General features: G+C 63.0%; 16 protein-coding genes. 5 read left to right on the top strand and 11 right to left on the bottom strand.

What is annotated here, in order from left to right; genetic code table 11:
- Nucleotides 1–4: 4 nt before the first annotated feature.
- The 3 genes from lplT to ACJ8QI_RS20965 form a co-directional block, all read right to left on the bottom strand.
- Nucleotides 5–1,189, bottom strand: a complete 1,185-nt coding sequence (gene lplT / locus ACJ8QI_RS20975) for a lysophospholipid transporter LplT (RefSeq protein WP_049202156.1) — start codon at nucleotides 1,187–1,189, stop codon at nucleotides 5–7.
- On the bottom strand, nucleotides 1,189–3,342 hold the full coding sequence (gene aas, locus ACJ8QI_RS20970; protein WP_442533026.1) for a bifunctional acyl-ACP--phospholipid O-acyltransferase/long-chain-fatty-acid--ACP ligase: 2,154 nt from the start codon (nucleotides 3,340–3,342) through the stop codon (nucleotides 1,189–1,191). Before aas ends, lplT begins: the two co-directional genes overlap by 1 nt.
- 348 nt (nucleotides 3,343–3,690) lie before the next feature.
- The gene (locus ACJ8QI_RS20965; protein ID WP_442533025.1) at nucleotides 3,691–5,949 is read right to left on the bottom strand and encodes a molybdopterin guanine dinucleotide-containing S/N-oxide reductase; all 2,259 of its coding nucleotides are present in this window, start codon (nucleotides 5,947–5,949) and stop codon (nucleotides 3,691–3,693) included.
- 220 nt (nucleotides 5,950–6,169) lie between these two features.
- Between ACJ8QI_RS20965 and galR the strand changes: the two genes are divergently transcribed.
- A complete protein-coding gene (gene galR, locus ACJ8QI_RS20960; protein WP_060422992.1) occupies nucleotides 6,170–7,189 on the top strand; it encodes an HTH-type transcriptional regulator GalR in 1,020 nt (339 codons plus the stop codon).
- Nucleotides 7,190–7,241: 52 nt separating this feature from the next.
- Here the strand turns inward: galR and lysA are convergent, their stop codons facing one another.
- Nucleotides 7,242–8,504: a diaminopimelate decarboxylase gene (gene lysA, locus ACJ8QI_RS20955; RefSeq protein WP_049202160.1), complete on the bottom strand. Its 1,263-nt coding sequence runs from the start codon at nucleotides 8,502–8,504 to the stop codon at nucleotides 7,242–7,244.
- 133 nt (nucleotides 8,505–8,637) lie between these two features.
- Between lysA and ACJ8QI_RS20950 the strand changes: the two genes are divergently transcribed.
- On the top strand, nucleotides 8,638–9,561 hold the full coding sequence (locus ACJ8QI_RS20950; protein ID WP_094460604.1) for a LysR family transcriptional regulator: 924 nt from the start codon (nucleotides 8,638–8,640) through the stop codon (nucleotides 9,559–9,561).
- A 27-nt stretch (nucleotides 9,562–9,588) separates the two neighbouring features.
- Here the strand turns inward: ACJ8QI_RS20950 and ACJ8QI_RS20945 are convergent, their stop codons facing one another.
- The gene (locus ACJ8QI_RS20945; protein WP_015378928.1) at nucleotides 9,589–10,497 is read right to left on the bottom strand and encodes a LysR family transcriptional regulator; all 909 of its coding nucleotides are present in this window, start codon (nucleotides 10,495–10,497) and stop codon (nucleotides 9,589–9,591) included.
- Between the two features lie 108 nt (nucleotides 10,498–10,605).
- Between ACJ8QI_RS20945 and ACJ8QI_RS20940 the strand changes: the two genes are divergently transcribed.
- Nucleotides 10,606–11,490: an MBL fold metallo-hydrolase gene (locus tag ACJ8QI_RS20940; RefSeq protein ID WP_033635778.1), complete on the top strand. Its 885-nt coding sequence runs from the start codon at nucleotides 10,606–10,608 to the stop codon at nucleotides 11,488–11,490.
- 68 nt (nucleotides 11,491–11,558) lie between these two features.
- Nucleotides 11,559–12,206, top strand: coding sequence for a DsbA family protein (locus tag ACJ8QI_RS20935; RefSeq protein ID WP_038878652.1), 648 nt, complete (start codon nucleotides 11,559–11,561; stop codon nucleotides 12,204–12,206).
- 32 nt (nucleotides 12,207–12,238) lie between these two features.
- Here the strand turns inward: ACJ8QI_RS20935 and ACJ8QI_RS20930 are convergent, their stop codons facing one another.
- On the bottom strand, nucleotides 12,239–12,946 hold the full coding sequence (locus ACJ8QI_RS20930) for a hypothetical protein (RefSeq protein ID WP_060422980.1): 708 nt from the start codon (nucleotides 12,944–12,946) through the stop codon (nucleotides 12,239–12,241).
- A 205-nt stretch (nucleotides 12,947–13,151) separates the two neighbouring features.
- On the opposite strand from ACJ8QI_RS20930, the gene ACJ8QI_RS20925 reads away from it, so the two are divergent.
- Nucleotides 13,152–14,879: an ABC transporter ATP-binding protein/permease gene (locus ACJ8QI_RS20925; protein WP_442533024.1), complete on the top strand. Its 1,728-nt coding sequence runs from the start codon at nucleotides 13,152–13,154 to the stop codon at nucleotides 14,877–14,879.
- A gap of 22 nt (nucleotides 14,880–14,901) precedes the next feature.
- Here the strand turns inward: ACJ8QI_RS20925 and agaF are convergent, their stop codons facing one another.
- From agaF to ACJ8QI_RS20900, 5 genes are read right to left on the bottom strand one after another with little or no spacing between them, the layout of a single operon-like run.
- On the bottom strand, nucleotides 14,902–15,336 hold the full coding sequence (agaF, locus tag ACJ8QI_RS20920) for a PTS galactosamine/N-acetylgalactosamine transporter subunit IIA (protein ID WP_033635782.1): 435 nt from the start codon (nucleotides 15,334–15,336) through the stop codon (nucleotides 14,902–14,904).
- 10 nt (nucleotides 15,337–15,346) lie between these two features.
- Entirely contained in the window at nucleotides 15,347–16,240 is an 894-nt protein-coding gene (locus ACJ8QI_RS20915) for a PTS system mannose/fructose/sorbose family transporter subunit IID (protein ID WP_016929936.1), read from the bottom strand.
- Nucleotides 16,230–17,009, bottom strand: a complete 780-nt coding sequence (gene agaW, locus ACJ8QI_RS20910) for a PTS N-acetylgalactosamine transporter subunit IIC (protein ID WP_019455697.1) — start codon at nucleotides 17,007–17,009, stop codon at nucleotides 16,230–16,232. Before agaW ends, ACJ8QI_RS20915 begins: the two co-directional genes overlap by 11 nt.
- Before the next feature lie 14 nt (nucleotides 17,010–17,023).
- Nucleotides 17,024–17,500: a PTS N-acetylgalactosamine transporter subunit IIB gene (agaV, locus tag ACJ8QI_RS20905; protein ID WP_019455696.1), complete on the bottom strand. Its 477-nt coding sequence runs from the start codon at nucleotides 17,498–17,500 to the stop codon at nucleotides 17,024–17,026.
- Between the two features lies 1 nt (nucleotide 17,501).
- The gene (locus ACJ8QI_RS20900; protein ID WP_442533023.1) at nucleotides 17,502–18,785 is read right to left on the bottom strand and encodes a D-tagatose-bisphosphate aldolase, class II, non-catalytic subunit; all 1,284 of its coding nucleotides are present in this window, start codon (nucleotides 18,783–18,785) and stop codon (nucleotides 17,502–17,504) included.
- Nucleotides 18,786–18,797: the final 12 nt, after the last annotated feature.

The following is an 18,797-nucleotide window of genomic DNA, read 5'->3' as shown; positions in this document are numbered from 1 at the left end:
TTTTTTACCGCCGCTGCGACCACCACAGCACGCTAATCGCCAGCGCAAACACCACGCCAAACCCTACGCCGACGCCCACCACCGGCACGCCCAGCTTCACCACCAGCGAATACAGCGCCAGCATCAGCAACATGGCGGCGTTTTCACCCAGGTTTTGCACCGCGATCGCATTGCCGGCGCCGACCGAATGCTTGCCCCGCTCCTGCAGCAACGCATTGAGCGGCACCACGAAGAAGCCCCCCAGCATGCCGATGATCGCCAGCAAGACATAGGCATTGAGCATGGTGGTTTGCAGCGCGAACACCGCGACCGCGACGCCGATCAGGATCCCGGCCGGCATGCAGCGTTTTACCGTCTTCAGCGTGACGAAGCGCGCGGCAGCGCCGGCCCCCACCACGATACCGACGGCCACCATGGCGTTCAGCAGCGTCGGCGTGGCGTTATCGGCGATGCCGAGCGCCACCGGCACCCACAGCACCAGCAGAAAACGCAGCGTCACGCCAGCCCCCCAGAACAGGCTGGTGCCGATCAAGGAGAAACGCGTCTGCCCATCGCGCCATAACGTGACGCAGGCGGTAAAGAAGCTGTTCGTCATGGCCCGCGGGCGCCAGGAGGCCCCCGGGCGCGCCGCCGCCAGACGCGGAATATACAGGTTGGCGACCACCGCTCCCGCGTAAACCAAGGCGCAGGCCGCCAGCGCCGCGACCACATGCCAGTCCGCCAGAATACCGCCGGCCACCGACCCGGTCAGAATGGCGGCGATGGTCGAGGCCTCCATCAGGCCGTTAGCCTTGACCAGCTTCTCGCCGCTGGTGATCTCGCCCAGAATGCCGTATTTGGCCGGCGAATACGCGGCGGCCCCCACGCCGACCAGGCTGTAACCGAGAAACGGGTTGAACCCAAAGCAGATCACCAACGCCCCTGCCAGCTTCAGGGCGTTGGCGAACATCATCACCCGTCCTTTGGCGAAGCTGTCGGCCACCTGGCCGACAAACGGTGCCAGGATGATGTAGGTGGCAACAAAGGCCATCTGCAGGATCGGCTGGCTCCAGTCCGGATACAGCTGCTGCTTGATCAACGCAAGCGTGGCGAACAGCAGCGCATTGTCGCCGAACGCCGAGAGGAACTGCGCGCTGATGACGGCGATCATGCCGCGTGACAACAAAGGGGATTCGGTCGAAGGATTCATCAGGCACTCTCCGGCTGTTCGGCCATATGACGCAGGGTGACAAAATCGGGTTTGCCGCTGCCGAGCACCGGCAGCGTTTTCAACAGGCGAATATCACGCGGCACCGCCAGCTCCGGGCTGCCCAGCTCGCGCGCCACCCGCAGCAATGCCTCGCGGGTGATGGCGGGATCGGTGGTGAACAGCACCAGCGCCTCGCCTTTGCTGCTATCGCTTTTGGCGGTGGCGGCATGCAGTTTTTCCGGCGACAGCCGCTGCGCCAGCAATTCGACGCTCTCGAGCGACACCATCTCCCCCGCCAGCTTGGCGAAGCGCTTCACGCGGCCGCGAATGGTGCAGTAACCCTGCTCATCCAGGCTGACGATATCGCCGGTGTCGTACCAGCCCGGCTGCAGCACGCCGTTCTCATCTTCCGCCGCCGGCGGCTCCAGCTCGCCGGGGCGCTCAACCCGCAGATAGCCTTTCATGATATTCGGCCCCTTCAGCTGCAGGCGGCCGCCGTTATCGATGCCCGGCACCGCGATCAGGCGCGCCTCCATCTGCGGCATGATGCGGCCAACGGTGCCCACTTTCGTCGCCAGCGGCACGTTAATGGAGACCACCGGCGCGCACTCGGTCACGCCATAGCCTTCCAGGATGCGGATGCCGTATTTGTCCTGGTAGATCTGTTTGGTGCTGTCCACCAGTTTTTCCGCGCCGGCCACCACGTAGCGCAGGCGGGCGAAATCATACGGATGCGCGAAGCGCGCATAGTTGTTGAGGAAGGTCGCCGTGCCGAACAGCACCGTGCAGTTGCGGTCATACACCAGCTCCGGCACCACGCGATAATGAAGTGGGCTGGGGTAGAGAAAAATGCGGCTGCCGGTGATCAGCGGCGTGAGCAGCCCCACCGTCAGACCGAACGAGTGGAACAGCGGCAGCGACGACATGAAGCGGTCGCGCGGCGTGAAGTCGGCGATGGTGCGAATTTGTTCTACGTTGGCCAGCAGGCTGGCGTGCGAATGCACCACGCCCTTGGGGTGGCCTTCGGAACCGGAAGTGAACAGGATCAGCGCCGCGTCTTCCGGGCGTTGCGGCAACGCCGCGCGCTGCGGCTGCAGCAAATGCCGCAAAATCCACAGCTTGTCCGCCAGCGTGACCGTATCTTTCAAATCTTCCAGATACACCCAGTTGGCCTGCGGCACCTGTTCCGGCAGGTGAGTCAGCTTGCCCTTTTCCAGAAACTGGCGCGAGGTGACGATGGTCTTGATGCCGGCGGCAGTCATCGCGCTGTTCAGGCCGTTGGCGCCGGCGGTGTAGTTGAGCATCGCCGGGATGCGGTTACGCAGCGAAGCGCCGAAGATCGCCGCCGCGGTGATGATGGCGTTCGGCAACAGCAGGCCGACGTGTTCCCCTTCGGCGGTAAAGCGCTGCAGAATACGGCTGACGCCCAGCGATTTCTTGATCAGCGTCTGGTAACTGTCTTCTTTGAAAGCGATGTCTTCGATACAGGGCTTGCGGCGCCCGTAGCGGTGCTGCGCCGCCAGCAAGGCATGGAACAGCGTCTGCGGTTCACGCGTATCCATCCGCGCCCGCATCATGATCTGCATCAGCCGATCGCCCGCCAGCGCCCGGCGTTCACGCGCGCGCGGCGCTTCCGGCATCGGCAGCGTGGTCGGCGGCAAGATGCGGATGCTGATTCGCGGGAACCAGCGGATCTTGAATACCCCGGCCATGCGGCCGAACGGGCTGAATTCAGGGCCGTCGATCCGCACCGGCACCACGGTGGCACCCGATTTGGCGGCGATAAACGCCGCGCCGTCGTAGATTTTCATCAGCGCGCCGGTCACGGTGATGCGCCCTTCAGGAAACACCACGATCGGCCGCCCCTGCTCGACCATCCGCACCAGCTGTTTGATGGCCATCGGCTTGGTGGGATCGAGCGAGACGAAATCGATGTAGGGCCGCAGCCAGCGCATAAACCAGCTCTCGCCGATGCTGGCGTAAACCGCAAACACCGGTTTAATCGGCAGAAACAGCGCCAGCAGCACGCCGTCGAGGAAAGAGACGTGGTTCGGCGTAATCAGCAGTTTTTGCCGCTCGAAGTGCTGGACATCCCCTTCGACCCGAACCCGAAACAGCAGGCGAAACAGCGCGCGCAGCAGTGAAAAGATCATGCCCTTCTCCCTTGGCCATGGAGGCGTAAATCGTTGTAGGGAAAAGAATACTATATGGCAGGCAAAAAAAAACCTACGCATCCGCGTAGGTTGGTGCAATTGAAAATGGCTTCAACATACAGAGTATGCTGATTTCTCACCAATCAATACCTCTGGGATCACCTACTCTAGAGAGATGGCGTGCAGGAAACTACCGGCGAATCGCAAGAGTTCTGCTCCAAATGCAACCAGCTGTAAATTTCCCGCGATCTGCTGTAATAACTCAATGAAACTTAAACCTTCCCGCAGCGGCGAAAAAATAAATATAACAACGACGGCGAGCCGGTTATCCCGACGTGAAATCGTCATTCATCGCGCGCTGACCTCCACCAGGCAGCTCATGGCGTTCGGCCCCTGCGTCAACGATGAGGTGCCGATATCCAGCGTCAGCACGTTCGGGTTGCCCGCCTGTTCGACCGGCCGGCGCTGCGCGTCGTAACCCGGCTCGAACCAGGCGCCGGTCGCCATCAACACCACGCCGCGCGTCACGCCGTCGGTGAGGGTCGCCCCCGCCAGGCAGCTGCCGCGCGCATTGCTGACCAGCACTTCGCTACCCTCTGCCACGCCGCGCTGCGCCGCGTCTTCGGGATGCATATACAGGGTTTCGCGCCCGGCGGTCTTATTGCCCTGCGCCAGCGGCGCCGGATCCATCTGGCTGTGCAGACGATCGCTCGGTTGGATGGAGATCAGATGCAGCGGCCAGGTTTTGGCCTGCGGCGCGCCCAGCCACTCCACCGGCGGCCGCCACTGCGGATGCGGCGCGAAATCCTCGTAGCGGTAACCGGCGATCCGCTCGCTGAACAGTTCGATCTTGCCGCTGGGCGTCTGCAGCGGACTAGCCTGCGGATCGGCGCGGAACGCGTCAAAAAAGACGAACTCCTTGGCCGGCGCGGGCAGCTCGACATAGCCCCGGCGCCAAAAATCCTCAAACTCGGGCCAGGCGACGCCGGCACGCCGCTGCGCCGCGCCGCATTGCCGATAGATCTCTTCGATCCAGGCCCGCTCGTCGCGGTTTTCGGTAAAGCGTTCGCGATAGCCCAGGCGCTCCGCCAGATCGGCGAAGATGTCAAAATCGTTGCGCGCCTGATGCTGCGGCGCAATCGCCTGATGCATCGCCAGCACGTAGCGATCGCGCGAGGAGCCGCCGATGTCGTTGCGCTCCAGCGAGCTGGTGACCGGCAACACGATATCCGCCATTTTGGCCGCCGCCGTCCACCAGATATCTTGTACGATCACCGTATCCGGCTTCTGCCAGCCTTCCACCAGCCGGTTCAGCTGCTGATGATGATGGAACGGGTTGCCGCCGGCCCAGTGCACCAGGTGGATATCCGGGTAATGCCGCGTCTCGCCGCAAAATTGATAGGCTTCGCCGGGGTGCAGCAGCATGTCGCAGATGCGCGCCACCGGGATCGCCAGCCCGGCCGGGTTATCCCCTACCGGCATGGTCGGCGCGGGGGTGTCCACGCGCGGGTTGCCGACGCCGTTCATCGAGCCATGGCCGAAGGAAAAGCCGCCGCCCGGCAGCCCCACCTGGCCCAGCATCGCCGACAGCGCGATCATCATCCAATACGGTTGCTCGCCGCGGTGCGCGCGCTGCACGGAGTAGGAACAGGTGATAAAACTGCGCACGCCGATCAGCTGCCGCGCCAGCCGCGCGATGCGCGCCGCCGGAATGCCGGTAATGGCGCTGGCCCAGGCCGGCGTTTTCGTCACGCCGTCGCTCACGCCGTTCAGGTAATCCGCCAGCTGTTGATAGCCTACGCAGTGGCTGTGCAGGAAGGCTTCGTCCTGCGCGCCCATCTGCTGGATTTCGTAAGCCAGCGCCAGCATCAGCGCCACGTCGGTATTCGGCCGGATCGGGATCCACTCCGCGTTGACGAACCCGGGGCAGTCGTCGCGCATCGGGCTGATGTTGACAACCGGCGTGCCCTTCTGCGCCAGCTTTTGCAGCCAGGGCTTGAGCGCATGCTCCGCCGCGCCGCCGGAAGAGACCTGGGCGTTTTTCAGCGCCAGCCCGCCAAACGCCACAAACAGCTCGCAATGCTCCACCACGCTCGGCCAGCTGGTGACGCGCCCGGTCAACGGCGAGAAAGTGCCGATCACATACGGCAGGAAAAACTGCGCCGCGCCCCAGCTGTAGTTGCCCTGCTGATCGACCCCGCCGCCGCCGCTGAAATAGAACCGCCGTACCAGCGAACGCGCATGATGCAAACGCCCGGCCGACGACCAGCCATAAGAGCCGGTAAACAGCCCGGAGGCACCGTAGCGATCGCGCACCCGGCGGTTCTCCTGCGCCACCAAATCGAGCGCCAGCTCCCAGTCCACCTCGACGAAGTCTTCCCTGCCGCGCAGTGTGCGGTCGCTGCCCTCGCGCTTTTGCAGCCACGAGCGGCGCACCGCCGGCTTGCGGATACGTTTATCGGAGTAAACCATCGGGACGATGGAATCGAGCAGCGGCGAAGGATCGGGATCGTCGGCGAAGGGTTCACAGCGGATAAGCCGGCCGTCTTCAACCACGGCGGTATAAGCGCCCCAATGGGCGAGCTGCGGATAGCGTTTAATGGACATGGCGTTCTCGGCGCAAATCGGAATGCACAGACGTTACCTCAGCCCGCCGCCAGAGCCAACGTACAAATTGCGCTATCGTTCGGCGGCCGATGGTTATGCGTACAGACGCGAAGAGATTCTGCAACGGCCGCCACAAGTTGCGCACGAGACCGCTTGCAGCCCCGGTTTTTTTCCGCAAAACTGAGGGATGTAAGCGATTACCCAGGATGTGTTGACTGATATGGCTACGATAAAGGATGTTGCCAGGCTGGCGGGTGTTTCCGTGGCCACGGTGTCCCGCGTGATAAATAATTCCCCCAAGGCCAGCGAAGGGTCGCGCACCGCGGTGCTGGCCGCCATGGAACAGCTGCAGTATCACCCTAACGCCAACGCTCGAGCGCTGGCGCAGCAATCCACCGAGACGCTGGGCCTGATCGTCTCCGACGTTTCCGATCCCTTCTTCGGCGCGATGGTCAAAGCGGTCGAGCAGGTGGCCTACGCCACCCACAATTTTCTGCTGATTGGCAACGGTTACCACGACGCCGAAAAAGAGCGTCAGGCGATTGAACAGCTGGTGCGGCACCGCTGCGAAGCGCTGGTGGTGCACGCCAAGAGACTGAGCGATCGGGAACTTTGCGGCTGGATGCAACAGATCCCGGGCATGGTGCTGATCAACCGCACGCTGCCGGGTTTTGAAACGCGCTGCGTGGCGCTCGACGATCGCTACGGCGCCTGGCTGGCGACCCGGCATCTGATCCAGCAAGGGCATCAGCGCATCGCCATCATCTGCTCCACCCACCAGATTTCCGACGCCACCGATCGCCTGCAGGGCTATCTCGACGCGCTGCAGGAGCACGGCATTGCGGTGGATGAAAAGCTGATCGCCTACGGCGAGCCGGACGAGATCGGCGGCGAACAGGCGATGACTGAATTGCTCGGCCGCGGCCGTTCGTTCTCCGCCGTTACCTGCTACAACGATCCGATGGCCGCCGGCGCGCTGTCGGTGCTGAGCGACAACAGCGTCGACGTACCGGGGGAAATTTCGCTGATCGGTTTCGACGACGTGCTGATTTCGCGCTACCTGCGGCCGCGCCTGACCACCATTCGCTACCCGATCGTAGCGATGGCCACCCAGGCGGCGGAACTGGCCCTGGCCTTGGCCAATCGCCAACCGCTGCCGGAAATCACCAACATGTTCAGCCCGACGCTGGTGCGCCGCCACTCGGTCGCCACCCTCAACAACGCGCACGAACAGCCGTAATTCGCGCCGCCGCATGACGCTGTAAAGCGGGCGCAGCACGCCCGCCCGCTTATTAGATAAGCTCCAGCGCGATCAGTTCTTCGATGGTTTGCCGGCGGCGGATCAGGCGCGGCTCGCCGTTTTCGAACAGCACTTCAGGCAACAGCGGACGGCTGTTGTAGTTGGAGGACATCGATGCGCCGTAGGCGCCAGTGTCGTGGAACACCAGATAATCGCCGATCTGGACCGGCGGCAGTTCACGGGTTTCCACGCCGCCGCCCGCCTGCTGGGTGAACACGTCGCCGGATTCGCACAGCGGCCCGGCGATCACCGTTTCGCGCAGCGGTTGCCCCGAGGTATCGCGCCCATCGGCCGGCAACAGCGAAATATGGTGATAGCTGCCGTACATTGCCGGGCGCATCAGATCGTTAAAACCGGCGTCCACCAGCACGAAGTGGCGGCTGCCCATGTCTTTTACCGCCCGCACTTCGGCCACCAAGACGCCCGCTTCCGCCATCAGGAAACGCCCCGGTTCGATCTCCAGCTGCACCGGATGCCCCAGATGCGCGGCGATGCGTTCACGCGCCCGGTTCCACAACCCGAAATAGTGTTCGGTATCGATCGCCTCTTCGCCGTACTGGTACGGGATAGACAGGCCGCCGCCGGCGGAAATGGCGCTGATGTCATGACCGAGATCGATCACCTGCTGCACCATCGCATCACAGACCCGTTCCAGATGCTGGTAATCGACGCCGGAACCGATGTGCATGTGCACGCCGATCAGCTTCAGGCCGTAGCGGCGGATCTTCTCCACCGCCTGCGGCAGGTCGGCATACCAGATACCGTGCTTGCTGTTCTCGCCGCCGGTGTTGGTTTTCTGGCTATGGCCGTGGCCAAATCCCGGGTTAATGCGCAGCCACACCGGGTGCCCTGCGGAAACCTGGCCGAGCTGATCCAGCATGTCGATGGAACCGGCGTTGACCGGGATCTTCAATTCGCTGACGCGCGCCAGCGTGGCGTGATCCAACACGTCCGCAGTAAACACGATCTCGCTCGGTTCGCCGCCCGGCTGAAAACCGGCCCGCAGCGCCCGCTCGATCTCGCCCAGCGACACCGAATCCACCTTCACGCCCTGCTCGCGCATCAAGCGCAAAATATGAATGTTCGAACAGGCCTTCTGCGCGAAACGGACGGTATCGAAATGGCGCAGCTGAGCGATGCGCTGGCTGATGATGTCCGCATCATAGGCCCAGACCGGGCAGCCGAAACGTTGCGGCAAGGCCAACAGGTTAGCGGCGTTCAACGCGGTGGAGGTGTCGTGCAACGGGCGTGGCATGGTGATATTCCCAATTCGAAAATGACGGCAGATAACGCCATAGTGCCGCACGCTGAATCGGGTGGAAAATATCTATTTAGCCGTAGTCTATTCATTTATGATATGGCTTTCCCCTTAACCGAGCGTCCTCGCCATGCACAGCATCTCTTTACGGCAGATCGAAATCTTTCGGGCGGTGATGACCACCGGTAACCTGACCGAGGCGGCGGCCCTGCTGCAAACTTCGCAACCGACCGTCAGCCGCGAGCTGGCGCGCTTTGAAAAGCTGATCCGGCTGCAGCTGTTCGACCGGGTGCGCGGTCGCTTGTCCCCCACGGTGCAGGGCCTACGGTTGTTCGAAGAGGTGCAGCGCTCCTATTACGGTCTCGATCGCATCGTCAACGCCGCCGCCGGCATTCGCCAGTTTCAGCAGGCACAGCTGTCGATCGTGTGCCTGCCGGTATTTTCTCAATCGCTGCTGCCGGCGGTGTGTCGGCCCTTTATCGAACGTTACCCGGAAGTCAGCTTCAGCGTCATCCCGCAAGAGTCGCCGCTGCTGGAAGAGTGGCTGTCTGCCCAGCGTCACGATCTCGGGCTGACGGAAACCACCCTGACGCCGGCGGGCACCGAGCGGGTGACGTTGATGACGTTGAACGAAGTCTGCGTGCTGCCGACGGGCCACCCGTTGCTGGTGAAAGATCGGCTGACGCCGCAGGACTTCGCCGGGCAGAACTTTATCAGCCTGTCGAGCACCGACAGCTATCGCCATCTGCTGGATGCATTGTTCGGCGAACAGCGCGTCGAGCGCCGCATGGTGATGGAAACGCACAGCGCGGCGTCGGTGTGCGCCATGGTGAGGGCCGGCGTGGGGGTGTCGATCGTCAACCCGCTGACGGCGCTCGACTATGCCGGTAACGGTGTGCACGTGCGGCCGTTCAGCATCGACGTGCCGTTCACCGTCAGCCTGATCCGGCCGCTGCACCGCCCTTCATCGGCGCTGGTCACCGCCTTTATCGACCACCTTCATCAGCAGGCCGCCGCCTTTGCCGCCCGGCTGGCCGCCGCCGTCAGGCGCTGAAAGCGGCGTGGGAATATTGCCGAAGCATCAGCGCAGCGTCGCCTGCCACTGCGGATCGGTGGCGAACCACTCCACCAGAAAGTCCAGCATGGTGCGCAAGGTGGCGGGCATCTGGCGGCGTGAGGTATAGATGCCGTAGATGCCCATCGACTGCGGCCGGTAATCCGGCAACAGTTCGACCAGTTCGCCGCTGGCCAGCAGCGGCGCCGCCGAATAATAGGGCTGCATGGAAATGCCTGCCCCCTGCACCGTGCCGGCCATCAGCACCACCGACTCGTTGGCGCTCAGGTTGCCGCTGACCGCCACCGCCGATTTCACGCCCTGAGCATCGAAGTGCCACAGGCTTTTGCCGAAATAGGAGTAGGTCAGGCAGTTGTGCAACGCCAGATCCTGCGGTTGACGCGGGGTGCCGTGCGCCGCCAGATACGCTGGCGCAGCGCACACCACCGATGCGCAGGTGGACAGCGGGCGGGCGATCAGGTTGGGATCCAGCTCGTTGGTGATGCGCAGCGCCAGATCGATGCGCTCTTCCACCAGGTTCACCGCCCGGTTGTTCATCTGCAGATCGACCGCCACCTGCGGGTGACGCTTCAGATACTGAGCGACGGCCCCCACCAGCGCCGTTTGCCCGAGCGACTGCGAACAGGTGATGCGCAGCAGGCCGCGCAGCTCATCGCTCTGCCCTTCCTCCACCAGGTCGATCTCCCCCGCCAGCGCCAGCATTTGCCGGCAGCGTTCCAGAGTACGCTCCCCGGCGTCGGTCAGACTAAGCTTACGGGTAGTGCGGTGCAGTAAACGCGCTCCGGCCCATTGCTCCATCTGCGCCAGGTAGCGCGTCACCATCGCGCGCGACATCTCCAGCGTTTCCGCGGCAGCGATCATGCTGCCGCGATCGACGATGGTGACAAAAACCTCAGCGGCGGTAATGCGATCCATAATTAGTCCGATTTATGCAACGAATAATTGCTTATTATCTGGTTTTTCTATCGCTTTATGCAACCTAACATCATTACAACATTAACCGATACCCAAGGACCTCTGCCCATGTTTAAGAAATCACTGTTAACTCTGGCCTTCACCGGCGTCGCCACCCTCAGCACCTACGCCACCGCGGCCGATACCCTGACCATGGAAGTGTATAACCCGGGCGAGAAAAGCGTGTTCCCGGTGTCTTCCGAAATCATCAGCGGCAAACACGAAGTGGCGCTGATCGACGCTCAGTTCCAGCGTAACGATGCCGAAGCGCTGGTGAAAAAGATCAAGGCGACCGGCAAGAAACTGACCACCGTTTATATCAGCCACTCAGACCCGGATTTCTATTTCGGTCTGGACGTGATTAAAGCGGCCTTCCCGGAGGCGAAAATCATCGCTTCGCCAGGCACCATCAAGGACATCAACGCCACCAAAGACGGTAAAGTCGCCTATTGGGGCCCGATCCTGAAAGACAACGCGCCGAAAACCGTGATCGTGCCGCAGCCGCTGCAGGGCGACAGCTTCACCATCGACGGCCAGAAAGTGGAAGTGAAAGGCCTGAACGGCCCGACCCCCGATCGCACCTTCGTGTGGATCCCGGCGCTGAAGGCGGTCGTAGGCGGTGTCGCGGTCGCCGGTGACAACATCCACCCGTGGATCGCCGACAACCAGAGCGTGGAATCGCGCCAGCACTGGCAGCAGACGCTGAAAAACATCGAAGCGCTGAAGCCGCAGGTCGTCGTGCCGGGCCACTTCCTGCCGGGTGCAGCACAAACCCTGGCATCGGTGCACTTTACCCAGAAATACCTGACCACGCTGGAAGCCGAACTGCCGAAAGCCAAGGATTCCGCCGCGCTGATTGAAGCGATGAAAAAGCACTACCCGACGCTGAAAGACGAGTCGAGCCTGGAACTGAGCGCGAAAGTGCTGAAAGGCGAGATGAAGTGGCCGCAATAAGCGCCCGTGCGTGATTGAACCAGCCCTGGCGCCGCGGTGAGCTGCCGCGCGCCAGACGAGGAGTAAAGATGACCGAAACCACTCTGCATTACATTTTCGATCCGCTGTGCGGCTGGTGCTACGGCGCCGCGCCGCTGGTGAAAGCGGCTCAGAGCCTCCCCGGGCTGAAGGTCGTGCCGCACGCCGGCGGCATGATGACCGGCAACAACCGCCGCCAAATTACCGACGAATGGCGCAACTACGTCATTCCGCACGACAAACGCATCGCCGAGATGACGGGCCAGCCTTTTGGCGAAGCCTATTTCAACGGCCTGCTGCGCGACACCACGGCGGTGATGGATTCCGAGCCGCCGATCACCGCTATCCTGGCGGCGGAAAAGCTGGCGGGACGCGGGCTGGACATGCTGCACCGCATTCAGCAGGCACACTATCAGGAAGGCCGGCGCATCGCCGACACGCCGGTGCTGGAAGCGTTGGCGAAAGAGCTGGGGTTGCCTTCGGCGGCGTTTATCGCCGAAATGCGTTTCAGCAGCGGCGCGCCGACCGCGCAACACATCGCGGAAAGCCGGGCGCTGCTGGCCAAAGTGCAAGGCCAGGGCTTCCCGACCTTTGCGCTACAGGACAGCGAAGGCCGCCTGCATCTGCTGCCGGCCGGCAACTATCTGGGTAATGTAGAAGCCTGGAAAAACCTGCTGGGCGCCGCCGCGCTGGCGTAACCAACCTTTCTCGCCCCGACTGCCGGGGCGGGTCATTCGACCCGCACGAACCGCCCTTCAGCCCGCACGTTGTGACCGAACCCGCAATCCCCGCGCGTGTGCATCTCCAACGTTTGCTCACCAAACGCCAAAGTGACGTCGCAGACCTGCGCGCTTTCCGAGTCATGCTGATGATAAACAGCTTTGCCGTGCTCGATCGGCAGCTCGGCGGTGAAGTCGCCCATGTTCGGGCCGTAATACAGCCCCATCTGCGGCATGGCGTAGCCGGAGAAATCGATCAGCCAGCGCTCGCCCTGCGGCTTCACCACCACTTCGCTCCACACGCCGCGCCCGGCGTATTGCCAATACACGCCGCCCGGCCCCTGCGGCTGCGGCCGCTGCGCCAGCCGTTGGCGCAACAGGCTCATGTTGTGCTGCGATTTGTCATCGTGCGGCGCCAGCGCCAGATAGGCCTGCGCCTTGAGCAATTCGCCGGCGTGCATCAGCGACAGCGCCACGTTGTTGTAAGCCGTGGCGACGGCCTGCTCGCTCAGGCCGCAAAACTCGCTCCAGGCTGCCTGATCGCGAAAGATGTCGGCAGCTTTGGCGTAATCCTGCCGCTGATAGGCCTTTTTTCCCAGCTCGGCGTAGCTCGCCACCTTTTGACAATCGGCGGCGATGTCCGGCTCGTCAATGTGCGCCCAGGCCCGGGCGCTGGCGAAGACGCCGCAGGTCAGCAACAGGGGAACCCAAGCCTTCATCGTTTATCCTTTCTGCAAAAATTCGGCGCCAGTATAACCGCCCGGCGGCGGAGTGTATGCCGCAATTGCGCCCATCTGCGCACCGCTGACGATTCAACCGCCTTATTTCAAACGGTTAGCGAGGTCAAAACTGCTTACAGTCGCGGTTTGTTTGTTACCGGCCCGCGGCCCATGCTGAACAAAATGCCGCAATTAACGAGTCGCTATGAACGCAACCCCCTTGCAGAAACACGCCGTTTGGCAGCTGATCAAACCCTTTTGGGTGTCGGAGGAGCGATGGCGCGCCTGGATGATGCTGATCGCCATCGTCGTCCTGTCGCTCGGTCTGGTCTATATCAGCGTGCAGATCAACCAATGGAACCAGGTGTTCTACGATGCGCTGCAGAACAAAAACTACCCGGTATTCAAGGCGCAGCTGTGGCGCTTTACCTATCTGGCGCTGATCTTCATCGTGCTGGCGGTCTACAAGATCTACCTGACTCAGGGGCTGCAGATGCGCTGGCGGCGCTGGATGACGGAAAAGTTCATGGAAAAATGGCTGGCGCACCAGGCGTATTACCACACCGAGCAGCAGCAGATCGTCGATAACCCCGATCAGCGTATTGCCGAAGATCTCAACGTATTGACCCAATATACCCTGTCGCTGTCGCTCGGGCTGCTCTCCAGCCTGGTGACGCTATTTTCCTTTATCGACATCTTGTGGCACGTCAGCGGGCCGATGACCTTCGCGCTCGGCCAGCACGCCATCACGCTGCCCGGTTATATGGTGTGGTTCGCGCTGCTGTATGCGGTGCTGGGATCGCTGCTGATCTGGTGGGTCGGCAAACCGCTGGTCATGCTGGGCTTCAATCAGGAACGGTACGAGGCGAACTTCCGTTTCGGCCTGATCCGCATCCGCGAAAACAACGACGCCATCGCGCTGTACCACGGCGAACCGCGCGAGGCGCAGCAGCTGGGCGATCGTTTCGACACCATTCGCAGCAACTGGTGGGCAATTATGCGCATTACCCGGCGGCTGAACATCGCCACCAACTTCTACGGCCAGCTCGCCATCGTGTTTCCCCTGCTGGTGGCCGCGCCGCGCTACTTCTCCGGCGCCATTCAGATGGGCGGCCTGATGCAGATAGCCTCAGCCTTCGGCCAGGTGCAAGGTGCGCTGTCATGGTTTATCGACGCGTTTAACGATTTGGCGACCTGGAAAGCCTGCGTCAACCGTTTGGCCGGCTTCAACGCCGCCGTCGATCAGGTGCATCATCAGCCGCGCGGCGTTCAGCTGCGGGAAGAGACCGCCCATCCGTTAACGCTGGATAACCTCAGCCTGAACTTGCCCGACGGCCAGCCGCTGCTGGCCGGCGCCGAGATGACGCTGCAACGCGGCGAACGCCTGCTGATCGTCGGCCCTTCCGGCTGCGGCAAGTCGACGCTGCTGCGGGCCATCGCCGGTATCTGGCCTTACGGCGCGGGGACTATCGGGGTAGCGGCCAACGCCAACACGCTGTTCCTGCCGCAGCGCAGCTACATTCCGATCGGCACGCTGCGCGAAGCGTTGAGCTACCCGAGCCTGGCGTCGGAATACAGCGATCCGCAGTTGATGCGGGTGCTGGAAAACTGCCGCCTGAAGCACCTGCAGCGCTGGCTGGATACCTCCGCCAACTGGAGCCATCGCCTGTCGCCGGGCGAGCAACAGCGGCTGGCGTTCGCCCGCGCCCTGTTGATTCGCCCGAGCATCCTGTTCCTCGACGAGGCCACCAGCGCGCTGGACGACGAAACCGAACAGTTGATGTACTGCCTGCTGGTGGATGAACTGCCGGACGTAACGCTGATCAGCGTGGCGCACCGCAACAGCGTGGCGAAGTACCACCAGACCTGCTGGCGCTTCAGCCGCAGCGAAGATCAACCGGCGCGCCTGGCGCTGAGCCCGCTGCCGGTATAACCCGCAGACCGACGGCGTTCGTTCAGATGCCGTCGGTTTGCACGTCTTCGCATTTCACCCGGCGGCGCTCATGCCATAGGCTCGTCAGGCCGCGTTTGCCGCACGCCAGCGCCACCTCGCGAAACTCATCCAGGCTCAACCCGTCGCGCTCCAGCATCATTTCCGCCGCCAGCTGCATATTGACGCCGGTCAGCACTTCGCAATCGCCCTGCGCATCCGCCAGTTCGCAGGCGCTGCGGAACGGCGAGCCGCCGAGCATGTCGGTGAGAAACACCACGCCGTCCGGCTGCGCCACCGCCGCCAGCGCCGAGCGCAAGGCGTCGTTGAGCTGCGCGGTGCTCATCTGTTCGGGGAAATCGACCGCCGCGCAGTGCGGCTGCGGCCCCACCACCTGCTCCACCGCCTGCAACAGCCCGGTGGCGAAGCCGCCGTGGCCGGTAATCACAATGCCTGGCATAGCCCACTCCTCACAAAATGCCGATAAATTTGCCCGCTACGCCGATCGCTACGGTGACGCCAATCAGCTTCACCGGCGAGAAACCGCGCTTCATCAGGAAGAAAATGAGCAGCGTGAAGCACAGCGGCAACAGGTTGGGCATCAGCTTGTCCAACACGTCTGTCTGCAGCGCCACACTGGCCTTGCCGGCATGCATGACCAGCGGCGTGGACAGGTGCACATACGAGGCCACCAGTGCGCCGATCACCGTCATGCCGACGATCGACGCGGCATGAGAAATGCGCCGGGTGTGGGTCTTCAACAGCGCCAGCGCGCTGGTGCCGGCCTGATAGCCGTAGTGCGCCAGCCCAAAGCGCAGGCCGAAGTGGAACAGGTTGAACAGCAGCAGGAAGACGATCGGCCCGAACAGGCTGCCCTCCAGCGCCAGCGAAGCGCCTATCCCGGCGCAAATTGGCAGCAGCGTTAGCCAAAACAGCGCGTCGCCGATGCCGCCGAGCGGCCCCATCAGCGCCACTTTCACCGCGCGAATGGTGGAGATCTTCTCCTTGTTCTGTTCCATCGCCAGCACCAGGCCGGACAGGAAGGTGACGTCGAACGGGTGCACGTTGATAAATTCCATGTGCATCTTCATCGAGTTGGCCAGATCCTGCGGGTTGCGGTGGATCTTGCGCAGCCCGGGGATCAGCTGATACAGCCAGCCGCCGGCCTGCATGCGTTCATAGTTGAACGACGCCTGCAGCAGCAGCGAACGCCAGGCCATGCGGTTGATGTCGCCACGCGTCAGCGCTTCGGCGGGTTGGCTGTCCAGGTAGTCGTCCTGCTCCACCTGGCTGGTGGCCAGCGCCTGCGCCATGCGTTGCTCGGCCTTTTGCGCCAGCAGATCGTCGGAATCGTTAAATGCCATCTTCGGCGTCCTCCTGCGGAGCGGGCCGGGCCGTCGCCTCTGCCGCGCCGCGTTGCGTGTTGAAGAAGTCGATCAGGGCGATCGCCAGGGCACCCAGCGCCACCGCCAGGATCGGCAGCTTGAGGAACGTGACCGAGATGAAGCCAAGGATAAAATAGGCCACGTAGGTTTTTTTCATCATCACCTTCATCAGCAGCGAGAAGCCGATCGCCGGCATCATGCCGCCCGCCACCGCCAACCCGTCCAGCAGCCAGCCCGGCGCCTTCTGCACCATGGCGCTGGCCGCATCGGCGCCGAAGTAAATCGGCAGGAATGCCACCACGAAATAGAAGATGAACAGGATGCTGATGCCGAGATAGTTCACCCGTTCGATGCCGCGCCAGTTCAGCTCCTTCACCATGCGATCGCAGCGGTGCATCATCGGCGAGAACAGCGTAAACAGCAGCGTGATGCAGCCCTGCACCGCAATCGAGAACGGTACCGCCACGCCGATCGCCACTTTCGGGTCGGCCTTGGTCAGAATGGCGAACGCGGTGCCGATCACCCCGCCAATCACCACGTTAGGCGGTTGGGCGCCCGCCAGCGGCACCATCCCCATCCACACCAACTCCAGCGTGCCGCCCACCAGCAACCCGGTGTAGACATCGCCCAAAATCAGCCCCACCAGCGGCCCCATCACCACCGGCCGGTGGAAGTGGGTCAGGCCGTCGAACAGGTCAACCCCCGCCAGCCCGGCCAACAGCGCAATCAATAACGCATCCGTCAACATGCTTTCCCCCTGGCTCAAAAGAGCAGTTTGCCGATCGCCTCGCCCGCCTCATCCGGCACCCGACGCACTTCGCACTCCACGCCCAGCGCCGCCAGCGCGCGAAACGCGGCCACGTCGCCGTCGTCCAGCGACACCGTTTTGTGCACCTGCCGCTTCCCCTCGGCGAAGTGCATATTGCCGACGTTGACGAACCGGATCGGCACCCCGCCGCGCACCAGCGTCAACACGTCCTGCGGCGTTTTGCACACCAGAAAAATCTTCTGCCGATCCGCCGCCTTGTGGATCACGTCGATGGTTTTCTGCAGCGTGAAGTAGCGGGTCTGCACCCCTTCCGCCACCACCATGTCCATCAGGTTCTGCTGCACCGGATCGGCGGCCGCCTCGTCGTTGGCCACCACCACCAGGTTGGCGCCGAGGGTGTTGGTCCAGGTCACGCCCACCTGGCCGTGCACCAGGCGATTGTCGATACGGGTCATTAAAATGTTCGGCATGCTAGCGGCCCTCCGGGTAGCAGGCGGCGTGATAATCGTCGAGCACCTGCGTCACTTTATGCAGCACCCACTCCTGCGGATCGGCGCTCAATTCGCCGGCGTTCAGCGCCCGTGCCTGCTCCGGCAGGTACTGGCTGAGCAGCGCCAGCGGCGCCGGGCTGCGGCGCAGGTTGTCCAGCAAACCGTCGACCGCCTGCTGCACCTGCGGCTGCGGCCAGTAGTAACGCACCCGATCGCTCAGGCTGTAGTGGCGATCGAGATACTGCTGGTGCGGCGTGCCGTGGTAGTAGCGGCTCCACTGCTGCGGCTGCTCGCGCATCACCTGCTCCAGCGTGGCGCACAGCTGCGCCGACTGGTGTTCCCCCAGCCATTCACGCTCGATGCGATCGAGGGCGAACAGCGCTTCGCGCAGCGCGAAGGTCAGCGCCGGCCCCACCTTCAGGATGGCGAAGTGATCGCGCACCAGTTGGCGGTAGGCCTGCGGTGGTTGGTAGTCCGTAGAGTGCGCTTCATAGATCATGCCCGGCTGCCGTTCGATGAAATGGCTCAATGCGTCGGCGCGCTGCGGTTGGTAATGCTCAACGCTGTGGTGATCGAACTCGACGCCCGGCTGTACCACCAGCGCGATAGTTCGCTGCCAGGCATCGTTCAGCTCGGCTTTTTGCCAGGCGATGCGGTGCGTTTCCAGCGTTTGCGCCACCGCCTGCGGCGTGGTGACCTGCAGACCCGCCAGCGCCTCCTGCGCGCCGCCCGGCACCGGCACTTCGGTGCCGATCACATAAACCGGCGCTTCGCCGCCGCTCTGCGCCCAGGCCCGCTCCGCCACCGCGCACAGGCGCGCCGCACGCTCAGCGACCGTGGCATCCCCCAGGGGCGAGGGATCGCCGGCGCACGACATGGAACAATCGAGGTGAATTTTGCGAAATCCGGCGCGAACGTAATCGTCGATCAAGGTTTCCGCCAGCGCCATCGCCTCCTGAGCCGGGCGATCTTGCCAGGCGTTGGGCCCCAGATGATCGCCGCCCAGCCACACTCTCTCGCGCGCCAGGCCAACCTCATCCGCCAGGCGCCACAGCGCATCGCGGAACTGGGCCGCCGTTTGGCCGGTATAGCCGCCGAACTGATTGACCTGGTTGGACGTCGCCTCTACCAATACCGGCGTGCCGCGCGCTTTGGCCTGCCGCAGCGCGGCCTTCAGAACCCAGGGATGGGCGGAACAGACGGAAAAGATCCCGACCGGCATACCGGCCTTGTGCTGCTCGACAAGCTGTAACAACTGCTGCATGAAGCCCCCATG

Origin of the sequence: Serratia sp. CY84636 (assembly GCF_052166245.1) — a bacterium.
GTDB classification, from domain to species: Bacteria; Pseudomonadota; Gammaproteobacteria; order Enterobacterales; family Enterobacteriaceae; genus Serratia; species Serratia nevei.
The sequence above is the reverse complement of the archived record's forward strand: the minus strand, read 5'-3'. Positions and strand labels throughout refer to the sequence as shown.